Source organism: Pantoea sp. Pa-EAmG (genome assembly GCF_030024295.1).
Taxonomy (GTDB): Bacteria; Pseudomonadota; Gammaproteobacteria; order Enterobacterales; family Enterobacteriaceae; genus Pantoea; species Pantoea dispersa.
On the sequence record NZ_JASEWO010000152.1, the window covers coordinates 1 to 11,102 of the forward strand.

General features: G+C 57.9%; 9 protein-coding genes. 1 reads left to right on the forward strand and 8 read right to left on the reverse strand.

Annotated elements, in window-relative coordinates; translation table 11 throughout:
* Nucleotides 1-129: 129 nt before the first annotated feature.
* The 7 genes from alaS to mltB all read right to left on the reverse strand — a co-directional run bounded on the left by alaS (nucleotide 130) and on the right by mltB (nucleotide 7,770).
* Complete coding sequence (gene alaS / locus QMM04_RS17405) at nucleotides 130-2,757, reverse strand: alanine--tRNA ligase (protein ID WP_104094331.1); 2,628 nt, start codon at nucleotides 2,755-2,757, stop codon at nucleotides 130-132.
* Nucleotides 2,758-2,892: 135 nt separating this feature from the next.
* A complete protein-coding gene (locus QMM04_RS17410; protein ID WP_031279677.1) occupies nucleotides 2,893-3,408 on the reverse strand; it encodes a regulatory protein RecX in 516 nt (171 codons plus the stop codon).
* A gap of 107 nt (nucleotides 3,409-3,515) precedes the next feature.
* Nucleotides 3,516-4,586 (reverse strand): recombinase RecA, encoded by a 1,071-nt coding sequence (gene recA / locus QMM04_RS17415; RefSeq protein WP_021507334.1) that lies wholly within the window; start codon nucleotides 4,584-4,586, stop codon nucleotides 3,516-3,518.
* A 93-nt stretch (nucleotides 4,587-4,679) separates the two neighbouring features.
* Nucleotides 4,680-5,174, reverse strand: coding sequence for a nicotinamide-nucleotide amidase (gene pncC, locus QMM04_RS17420; RefSeq protein WP_058776003.1), 495 nt, complete (start codon nucleotides 5,172-5,174; stop codon nucleotides 4,680-4,682).
* 102 nt (nucleotides 5,175-5,276) lie between these two features.
* Nucleotides 5,277-6,053, reverse strand: coding sequence for a trans-aconitate 2-methyltransferase (gene tam / locus QMM04_RS17425; protein WP_058776002.1), 777 nt, complete (start codon nucleotides 6,051-6,053; stop codon nucleotides 5,277-5,279).
* A gap of 212 nt (nucleotides 6,054-6,265) precedes the next feature.
* Nucleotides 6,266-6,601, reverse strand: a complete 336-nt coding sequence (locus tag QMM04_RS17430) for a zinc ribbon domain-containing protein YjdM (RefSeq protein WP_088516493.1) — start codon at nucleotides 6,599-6,601, stop codon at nucleotides 6,266-6,268.
* Between the two features lie 86 nt (nucleotides 6,602-6,687).
* Entirely contained in the window at nucleotides 6,688-7,770 is a 1,083-nt protein-coding gene (gene mltB, locus QMM04_RS17435; protein WP_031279678.1) for a lytic murein transglycosylase B, read from the reverse strand.
* Between the two features lie 471 nt (nucleotides 7,771-8,241).
* Between mltB and mutS the strand changes: the two genes are divergently transcribed.
* On the forward strand, nucleotides 8,242-10,785 hold the full coding sequence (gene mutS, locus QMM04_RS17440) for a DNA mismatch repair protein MutS (RefSeq protein WP_058776001.1): 2,544 nt from the start codon (nucleotides 8,242-8,244) through the stop codon (nucleotides 10,783-10,785).
* Between the two features lie 93 nt (nucleotides 10,786-10,878).
* Here mutS and QMM04_RS17445 read toward each other — a convergent pair.
* A partial coding sequence (locus QMM04_RS17445) for a sigma factor-like helix-turn-helix DNA-binding protein (protein WP_117073480.1) occupies nucleotides 10,879-11,102 on the reverse strand: 224 nt, incomplete at its 5' end.

The following is an 11,102-nucleotide window of genomic DNA, read 5'->3' on the forward strand; positions in this document are numbered from 1 at the left end:
TCTGCTGATAGTTAGTTTAGCCGAAATACACTACATCAACCGGACTTTGTCATTACCTGGTGCACACCGCGTTAAAAAGCGCCGAAACAGATGTTCCTGGCGCTCTTCACGATGCTTAATTTTATTTCGTTACAGCCGGTTACTCACCCACTCCGGCACGCCAGCCAGCGCGCCAGAAAGTGCCTGGGCGTCGGTTCCGCCAGCCTGCGCCAGGTCCGGACGCCCGCCGCCTTTACCGCCGACCTGCGCAGCCAGTTCGCCAATCAGCTCACCGGCCTTCAACCGATCGGTCAGATCTTTGGTGACGCCAGCAATCAGCGACACCTTACCTTCTGCAACGGTTGCCAGTACGATGACAGCAGAACCAAGCTGATTTTTCAGATCGTCCACCATCGTGCGCAGCATTTTTGGCTCGACATTGCTGAGTTCGCTTACCAGCAGTTTCGCGCCCTTCACCTCAACCGCTTTGCTACTCAGTGAAGCGCTTTCCTGCGCCGCTTGCTGATCGCGTAGCTGTTGCAGCTCTTTCTCCAGCGCACGCACGTTTTCAACCAGTCCGCGCACTTTCTCGTTCAGATTACTGTGGTTGGCTTTCACCACCTGAGCAATGTCGGTTAGCTGATCGCTCTGCGCATGCAGTTGTGCAATCGCCGCTTCACCGGTCACCGCTTCGATACGGCGAATACCCGCCGCCGTGCCGGCTTCGCCCTGAATGCGGAACAGGCCGATGTCACCGGTGCGGGCTGCGTGCGTACCGCCGCACAGCTCAATGGAGTATTCGCCCATGCTGACTACGCGCACACGCTGATCGTACTTCTCACCGAACAGCGCGGTGGCGCCCAGCGCTTTCGCCTCTTCCAGGTCCATCACGTTAGTAGTGATAGGCAGGTTGCGGCGAATCTGGGCGTTAACGATATCCTCAACCGCACGAATCTGCTGCGGCTTCATGGCTTCGCCGTGTGAGAAGTCAAAACGCAGGTACTTGTCGTTGTTGAGCGAGCCTTTCTGGCCAACGTGATCGCCCAGCACTTCGCGCAACGCTTCGTGCATCAGATGCGTCGCGGAGTGGTTAAGGATGATGCGCGAACGACGCACTTCATCGACCTGCGCCTGCAGGCGATCGCCCACCCGCAGCTGACCCTGGCGTAGCTTACCGATATGACCAAAGGCTTTGCCATATTTTTGCGTATCCTGCACGCTAAATTCAGCATTTTTCCCGGTCAGGGTGCCGGTATCACCCACCTGGCCGCCAGACTCACCGTAGAACGGGGTCTGCTCCAGAATCACCACCGCATCCTGCCCAGCTGTGACCTGCTCAACCTGCTGGCCGTCCACAAACAGCGCCTGCACCGTCGCCTCGAGCGAGAGGTGGTCGTAACCTTTGAATTGAGTCGGCGTATCAAAGCGGATAACCGTGTTGTAATCGGTACCGAAGCCGCTGGCTTCACGCGCACGCTGACGCTGCTGCTCCATCGCCGCTTCAAAGCCCGCTTCGTCAATCTTCAGATTGCGCTCACGGCATACGTCAGCAGTCAGGTCCGCCGGGAAGCCGAAGGTGTCATACAGACGGAAGACCGTTTCGCCGTCGAGGGTGTCGCCTTTTAGCTTCGCCAGCTCGTCGTCCAGCAGTGCCAGGCCACGCTCCAGCGTTTTAGCAAACTGCTCTTCTTCATTTTTCAGGGCGTTCTCAACGTGCTTCTGCTGACGTTTGAGGTCCTCACCTGCTGCGCCCATCACCTCGATCAGCGGAGCCACCAGTTTGTAGAAGAAGGCTTCTTTCGCGCCCAGCATGTTGCCATGACGCACCGCGCGACGAATGATGCGACGCAGCACATAGCCACGGTTTTCATTCGACGGGATGACACCATCGGCAATCAGGAAGGCGCATGAACGGATGTGGTCGGCGATCACGCGCAGTGATTTGTTGTTCAGATCGGTGGCGCCGGTTACCTGCGCCACCGCGTTAATCAACTTCGCGAACAGATCGATTTCATAGTTGGAGTTCACATGCTGCAGTACCGCGGCGATACGCTCAAGGCCCATACCGGTATCCACCGACGGTTTCGGCAGTGGCTGCATGGTGCCGTCGGCCTGACGGTTGAACTGCATGAACACGATGTTCCAGATTTCGATATAGCGATCGCCATCCTCTTCCGGACTGCCCGGAGGGCCGCCCCAGATGTGGTCGCCGTGATCGTAGAAGATTTCGGTGCACGGACCGCAAGGGCCGGTGTCCCCCATCTGCCAGAAGTTGTCAGAGGCGTAAGCACCGCCTTTATTATCGCCAATGCGGATAATACGTTCGCGCGGTACGCCGATATCATTGGCCCAGATTTCAAAGGCTTCGTCATCGGTTTCGTATACGGTTACCCACAGACGCTCTTTCGGCAGCTTAAACCACTGCTCGCCCGTCAGCAGTTCCCAGGCGTAGGCAATGGCTTCTTTCTTGAAGTAGTCGCCAAAGCTGAAGTTGCCCAGCATTTCAAAGAAGGTGTGGTGACGCGCGGTGTAGCCGACGTTTTCCAGGTCATTGTGCTTACCGCCGGCACGCACGCAGCGCTGCGACGTGGTGGCACGCGAATAATCGCGCTTGTCCTGACCTAGGAAAACGTCTTTAAATTGCACCATGCCGGCGTTAGTAAACAGCAACGTCGGATCGTTGTTTGGTACGAGGGAGCTGCTGGCTACAACCTGATGTCCCTTGCTATGAAAAAAGTCGAGAAACGCTTGACGGATCTCAGCAGTGCTCTTGCTCATAAAATTCCTGGAATCACGCTAACGAACGTTCCCTTTCGCTGGCAAACCGCATGCGCCCGGCCCGCCACTGACTGAGGAACAAAAAGTGGGAATAAGATAAATTTTCTTCAATGGGAAGTAAAATCCCATCGCCTTTCAGTCGTCAATATTTCTGAAAATCGCCTGAATGTCTTCCATCATAAAGCCTTTCGACATCAGAAAGCGCTGGACTTTGCTTTTTTCCGCCCAGCTTTGCGGCAGCGGTTCGCCGAATTTACGTTTAGCGACCTCGGCCGCGCACTGGCTCCAGTCAACCTCGCTATCGAACAGCGCCTGGTTGATCTCACCGCGGTCGATGCCTTTTTGCTGCAGCTCCATGCGCACCCGCTGTGGACCATAGCCTTTGCGCGCGCGACTCTGAATAAAGCGTTCGGTAAAACGCTGGTCGTTGAGCCAGCCATTCTCCTGACACCAGTCGAGCACTTTCTCCAGCAGCGCTTCCGGTATCGGCTGGCTCTCCTGTTGCTGTAGCCAGGCCGCACGCTGATTGTTCAGCTGCAGTTTGCGTTTCAGCTCGTCGCGGCTATGGTCGCGCTGCGACAAAATACGCATGGCACGATCGAGTACCCGGGAAAAGGTTGGCTCCGGAGCCTGTGATGAGGTCGATGACATAGGATTACCTTGTTGTGACTGTTGCGCAGGGTAAAGCAAGAAGGCAGAGAGGAAAAGCACGGGCGGGAAAAAGCAAAACGGGAGCATTGCTGCTCCCGTGGGTATGGTTAGAAATCTTCGTTGGTTTCGCTGGCTTCTTCGTATTTATCAGCCGCGCTATCCGCTGTCGCCGCTTCCGCCGTCGCACCGGTCAGCAGCATGTCACGCAGCTTAACGTCGAGCTCATTGGCAATCGCCGGATTCTCTTTGAGGAAGTTGGTAGCGTTCGCTTTACCCTGGCCGATTTTATCGCCGTTGTAGCTGTACCACGCACCGGCTTTTTCCACCAGTTTGTGCTTCACGCCGAGGTCAACCAGCTCGCCGAAGGTGTTGATGCCTTCACCGTACATGATCTGGAACTCAGCCTGCTTAAACGGTGCTGCCACTTTGTTCTTCACCACTTTAACGCGGGTTTCGCTCCCCACCACTTCGTCGCCCTCTTTAATGGCGCCGATACGGCGGATATCCAGACGCACGGAGGCGTAGAATTTCAGGGCGTTACCACCGGTGGTGGTTTCCGGGTTACCGAACATCACACCAATCTTCATACGAATCTGGTTGATGAAGATCAGCAGCGTGTTGGACTGCTTAAGGTTACCCGCCAGCTTACGCATCGCCTGGCTCATCATACGCGCAGCCAGACCCATGTGCGAATCACCGATTTCACCTTCGATTTCCGCTTTCGGCGTCAGCGCCGCCACGGAGTCAACGATGATCACGTCTACCGCACCCGAACGGGCCAGCGCATCACAGATCTCCAGCGCCTGCTCACCGGTATCCGGCTGCGAACACAGCAGGTTATCAATGTCGACGCCCAGTTTCTTGGCGTATACCGGATCCAGCGCGTGCTCGGCATCGATAAAGGCACAGGTTTTGCCTTTACGCTGCGCAGCAGCAATGACCTGCAGGGTCAGCGTGGTTTTACCGGAGGACTCAGGTCCGTAGATCTCAACGATACGGCCCATTGGCAGGCCACCCGCGCCCAGCGCGATGTCCAGCGACAGGGAGCCGGTAGAGATGGTTTCAACATCCATCGAGCGGTCTTCACCCAGGCGCATGATGGAGCCTTTACCAAATTGTTTCTCAATCTGGCCCAGCGCGGCAGCTAAAGCCTTCTGTTTGTTCTCGTCAATCGCCATTTCCACTCCTAATCATGCCGGGTGAGCGGGCACCGTGTATGCCTGCTCGTTCTGTTGCCGCTAATTATACTGTATAGTCATACAGTATCAAGTTTAATTTGTCAGAAATTCATCCAGCAGCGCCTGCAGCGCCCAGCTGACCGACTGACGCCGGACAGCATCGCGATCGCCGGCAAACTGCTGGCGCTGCGCCAGCACGCGGCCCTCCGGACCCGCCAGCGCAAACCAGACGGTACCGACCGGCTTTTCAGCCGTGCCGCCATCTGGTCCGGCGATGCCGCTCACCGCAATACCGTAGCCAGCGCCGGCCGCGGCACAGGCGCCGGTCACCATTTCGCGTACCGTTTGCTCACTGACGGCACCATGCTGCGCCAGCGTCGCCGCCTGCACGCCAACCATCTGCTGCTTGGCCTCATTGCTATAGGTAACAAAGCCGCGCTCAAACCACGCAGAACTGCCGCTGATGTCGGTAAATACCTTGGCAATCCAGCCGCCGGTACAGGACTCCGCCGCCGTCACCGTCGCCTGACGATGCCTGAGCTGTTCGCCAATACGTCGGCTGAGCTGCTGAAGTTGTTCGTCGTTCATCGCCTTCTCCTGTTGTGGCGCTTCACGTTAGCAGTAAATGGTGCGGCAACAAGCCCTTTTCAACCGCCACCGTCGCATTTTGCGCGCTGCGTTCCGGTGAGGTCAGTGCGTTTTCACCGCCACCATAAATAAACGCGGAAAGGCCAGCAAAACCTGTCCATTACTGCGCGTCGGGTAAGCGGGCAGCAGCGCCTGATGATAGTCGCGTAAAAAGTCAGCCTGCTGCGCCTCATCCAGCGCGGCAAGGAACGGACGCAGCCCGGTGGCACGCAACCAGCTGATAATCGCCTGCGCATCCGCCATCGGATGATAGTAAGTGGTGCGCCAGATATCGACCTGACAGCCTGCATCGCCTAATAAATCATAGTAGCGATCGCTGCTCAGCAGGCGTTTGCGTTCTGCCGCCTGAGGCGAAATATGCGCCTGCCAGCGTGAGCTGGCCGCCACCTCACGCATCAGACGATGCGACGGCTCCTGCAGGTTATCCGGCATTTGCACCGCCAGTGCTCCGCCCGGTGCCAGCTGGTTTACCAGATGCGGCAACAAGGTTTCGTGGTCGGTCAGCCATTGCAGCGACGCGTTGGCATAAATGACCTGTTGCGGCTGCTCAGGCTGCCAGCTGCGGATATCGGCCTGACGAAAATCACAGTCCGGCAGGCGTTGCCGCGCCTGTTCCAGCATCGCCTCAGAGCTGTCGATGCCAGTGATGTGCGCCTGCGGCCAGGCCTGTGCCAGCAGTTCCGTGCTGTTGCCCGGGCCACATCCCAGGTCGGTAGCAAAGTGCACCTCGTGGACGGGAATACGCGCCAGCAGCTCCTGTGCCGGGCGCGTACGCTCAGATTCAAACTGACGATACAGCTGGGGATTCCAGTCTTGCATAGCAACGCTCCTGTCTGTGTGGAAGAGTCACACACTACCTGTTTTGCTGCGCGAGGCGCGAAGAGAAAAGTGCGGTTGCAGAAAAAGTGTGGATGGCGCAGCGGAGTCAGGTGCTGCAGGCTCAGGCGTGGTGATAGCGCGCAGGATGCGGATGTCATTACTTCCGCATCCTGCGGGGAAAAGCAACAGGACGGCGCATGGCCGTCCTGCAATTAGTTTTTTTTCACAAACTCAGATTTGAGTTTCATCGGACCGAAGCCGTCGATTTTGCAATCGATATTGTGGTCACCTTCAACCAGACGGATGCTTTTCACTTTAGTGCCGATTTTCAGGGTGGAAGAGCTGCCTTTCACCTTGAGATCTTTCACTACGGTTACGCTATCGCCATCTGCCAGCAGGTTACCGTTGGCATCGCGCACTACCAGCCCTTCGCTGCTGTCATCCGCGCTGGCGGACCAGATATGGCCGCAGGAGGGGCAGTTCAGGTTATCACCCTCCTGCCAGGTGTAATCTGCCTGGCAGGCCGGGCAGGCAGGTAAAGTCGTCATACATATTCCTCAGTGGTCGGTATGCGATGAAGAAGGCACCGCAAAACGGGCGCCATCTTATACCCTCATACTTTATAAGGACAGAATTAAAGCATGTTGCCCTGACGCGCCTGGGCGACCGCCTGCCCCAGCTGCCATACCGCCATGGCATAGTGCGTGCTGTGGTTGTAGCGCGTAATCACGTAGAAATTAGGCAGACCGTACCAGTATTGATAGCTGGTGCCGAGATCCAGCCGCAGCAGGCTGACCTGGCTGTTGCCATCCAGCGAACCCTGCGGTGCCAGACCGCTGGCAGCCAGCGTATTCACTGAATAAGAGGTTTTGAAACCGTTCTCCAGCGCCGGTGCCTGACCGCTGGCGGGCACGGCGACGTTTTCACCGGAACGCCAGCCGTGCGCTTTAAAGTAGTTGGCAACGCTGCCGATGGCATCCACCGGATCCCACAGATTGATATGGCCGTCGCCGTTAAAATCGACCGCATACTGCTTATAGGAGGACGGCATAAACTGGCCGTAGCCCATGGCACCGGCGAAAGAGCCGCGCAGATCCAGCGGATCGTCCTGCTCGGTGCGCGCCATCAGCAGGAAGGTTTCCAGCTCGCTGCTGAAGTAAGCGGCACGGCGCGGATAGCTAAACGAGAGCGTCGCCAGCGCATCCAGCAGACGGGTTTTGCCCATCACCCGACCCCAGCGTGTTTCCACCCCGATAATCCCGACGATGATCTCCGGCGGTACGCCATACACCTGCTGGGCGCGCTGCAGCGCATCCTGATATTGATTCCAGAAGGCGACGCCGTTCTGCACGTTATCCGGGGTGATGAATTTATTGCGATAGCGAATCCACGCGCCGTTCGGCCCGCTCGGCGGCGTATAGCTCGGCGCCTGCTGATCCATCAGGCGCAGCACGTAATCCAGTCGCTTCGCCTGGCCAATGACCGCATGCAGCTGGTCGCGGTTGAAACCGTGCTTCGCCACCATCTGATCGATAAATTGTTCTGCCGCCGGATTACCGGCAAAGTCGCCAAACATCGGCTGAATGGCGTGAGAAGGTTCCAGTAAAAACCCCCCTTTCGGTGCAGGCACAACGGCGGATTGCTGCTGGGGGGCAGGCTTACTGCTGCAGGCAGCAAGCAAACAAATAAGCGGAAGAAGAGCAACCTTAAAACGCATCGGATATCCATAAGCCAGATGAAACACGAATGCTCATGGTAATCGTTCAACGAAGCGACTTACAGAGCAATGTCGTAAATTTACGCCCGTTGTGATTCTGCAGTTATGACCAGCCATATCTCTGCTCAGGTAATGAAAACGCCGCAGAGGTAAGGGGTGCACTGACCGAACTGACACTCACCTGTAGCGCGGCAGCGGCAGCGCCCGGCCGCGCTAAGCGCCGAATTTGCGTGCTGGCTCCACAGTTTTCCCCGCCGCGTAAAATTTGCTTTTTACCGCCTGTCGCAATTTGATATGGTCGCCAGCCAGAAACATCGGCTGGCGGATGAAGCGGGCTGCGCAAAAATGCTAACATCTGCCCTTTCGTTATCCGCCAGTGTGATAACCATCCATCCCCGGCTGCCCCTGTCCAGCCAGCGGAAATCAAAAGAGTGAATCCTGAGTGAGAATGAGATGAAAGGAGCAGAGCAAATGGACTTCAGTGGCCACACCCCCATGATGCAGCAATACCTGCGCCTGAAGGCCGATCATCCTGACATCCTGCTGTTTTATCGCATGGGCGATTTCTATGAGCTGTTCTACGACGATGCCAGACGCGCATCGCAGCTGCTGGAGATCTCGCTGACTAAGCGCGGTGCGTCCGCCGGTGAACCAATCCCGATGGCCGGCGTGCCCTATCATGCCGTTGAGGGCTATCTGGCGAAGCTGGTGCAGCTGGGCGAATCGGTGGCGATCTGCGAGCAGATTGGCGATCCGGCGCTGAGCAAAGGGCCGGTTGAGCGTAAAGTGGTGCGCATTGTAACGCCCGGCACCATCAGTGATGAAGCGTTACTGCAGGAGCGCCAGGATAACCTGCTGGCAGCCATCTTCCAGAGCCAGCGCGGTTTTGGCTATGCCACGCTGGATATCAGCTCCGGGCGTTTCCGCCTTAGCGAGCCGGGCGATGTCGAGACCATGGCGGCCGAACTGCAGCGCACCAATCCGGCAGAGCTACTTTATCCGGAAGATTTGCAGGCCATGACGCTGATCGATCAGCGCCGCGGGCTGCGGCGGCGTCCGCTGTGGGAATTCGAAATCGACACCGCACGTCAGCAGTTAAACCTGCAGTTTGGCACGCGCGATCTCAGCGGCTTTGGCGTCGAGCAGGCGCATCTGGCGCTGCGCGCGGCGGGCTGTCTGCTGCAGTATGTCAAAGATACGCAGCGCACCTCGCTGCCGCATATTCGCTCGCTGAGTATGGAGCGCCAGCAGGACAGCGTCATCATGGATGCGGCAACCCGGCGCAATCTGGAAATCACCCAGAATCTGGCGGGCGGCAGCGAAAATACGCTCGCGGCGGTGCTGGATAAAACCGTCACGCCGATGGGCAGCCGCATGCTGAAGCGCTGGCTGCATATGCCGCTGCGCGACGTAGCCACCATCACGCGCCGCCAGGAATCAATTGCCGAACTGCAGTCGCTGAGCGAAGAACTGCAACCGGTGCTGCGCCAGGTGGGCGATCTGGAGCGTATTCTGGCACGTCTGGCGCTGCGCACCGCGCGTCCGCGCGATCTGGCACGCATGCGTCATGCCTTCCAGCAATTACCAGAACTCAATACCCAGTTAGCGGGCGTGGCCGCGCCCCATCTCAACGCGCTGCGCGATCGGATGGGGGATTTCAGCGAACTGCGCGAACTGCTGGAAAGCGCCATTATTGAATCGCCGCCAGTGCTGGTGCGCGACGGTGGTGTTATCGCGCCCGGCTATAACGCCGAGCTGGACGAGTGGCGCGCGCTGGCCGACGGCGCCAGCGACTATCTTGACCGCCTGGAGATTCGCGAGCGCGAAAAACTGGGGCTGGATACTCTGAAGGTTGGCTTCAACGCTGTGCACGGCTATTACATTCAGGTCAGCCGCGGACAGAGCCATCTGGTGCCTATCCATTACGTCCGCCGCCAGACGCTGAAAAATGCCGAGCGCTATATCATTCCCGAACTGAAAGAGTACGAAGATAAGGTCCTTACGTCGAAAGGCAAAGCGCTGGCGCTGGAAAAGAGCCTGTATGACGAGCTGTTCGATCGCCTGCTGCCGCACCTCGAAGCGCTGCAGCAGAGCGCCGCGGCGCTGGCAGAGCTGGACGTACTGGCCAACCTGGCCGAGCGCGCCTGGACACTCAACTACTGCCGCCCGGTGCTGCAGGAGAAAGCCGGGATTCGCATCACCGCCGGTCGCCATCCGGTGGTGGAACAGGTGCTGAAAGAGCCGTTCATTGCCAACCCGCTGTCGCTTTCGATGCAGCGTCGCATGCTGATCATTACCGGCCCCAACATGGGCGGTAAGAGTACTTATATGCGGCAGACGGCCCTGATTGCACTGATGGCCTGGATCGGCAGCTATGTGCCGGCGGAAGAGACAGTGATCGGCCCCATCGATCGCATCTTTACCCGTGTCGGTGCCGCCGACGATCTCGCCTCCGGTCGCTCTACCTTTATGGTCGAGATGACCGAGACCGCCAACATTCTGCATAACGCCACCGAAAACAGCCTGGTGCTGATGGACGAAATCGGCCGCGGGACGTCCACTTATGATGGCCTGTCGCTCGCCTGGGCCTGTGCCGAAAGCCTGGCGAATCGCATCAAAGCCATGACGCTGTTTGCCACCCACTACTTCGAGCTCACGACCCTGCCGGAGAAAATGGAAGGCGTGGTGAATGTGCATCTTGATGCGGTGGAACACGGTGACACCATTGCCTTTATGCACAGCGTGCAGGATGGCGCCGCGAGCAAGAGCTACGGCCTGGCCGTGGCGGCGCTGGCCGGTGTGCCAAAAGAGGTGATTAAGCGTGCGCGCCACAAGCTAAAAGAGCTGGAAGCGCTGTCAGGCAGTTCTGCCGGCTCAACGGTGGAAGGCTCACAGCTGCCGCTGCTGGTGGCGGAAACCTCGCCGGCAGTAGAGGCGCTGGAAGCGCTCGATCCGGACAGCCTGACGCCCAAACAGGCGCTGGAGTGGATTTACCGTCTGAAAACCCTGATGTAATCAGTCACCGGCGCGTTCGCGGCGCGCCGGCCTGAATGACAGGCATAAAAAAACGGTGACCTTATGGTCACCGTTTTTATTGCCAGCTACGGCTTATTCGCGGAACAGTGCTTCGATATTCAGACCCTGCGTCTGCAGAATTTCGCGCAGACGACGCAGACCTTCAACCTGAATCTGACGGACACGCTCACGGGTTAAACCGATTTCGCGGCCCACATCTTCCAGCGTTGCCGCTTCATAGCCTAACAGGCCGAAACGACGTGCCAGCACTTCACGCTGCTTGGCATTCAATTCAAACAACCACTTAACGATGCTTT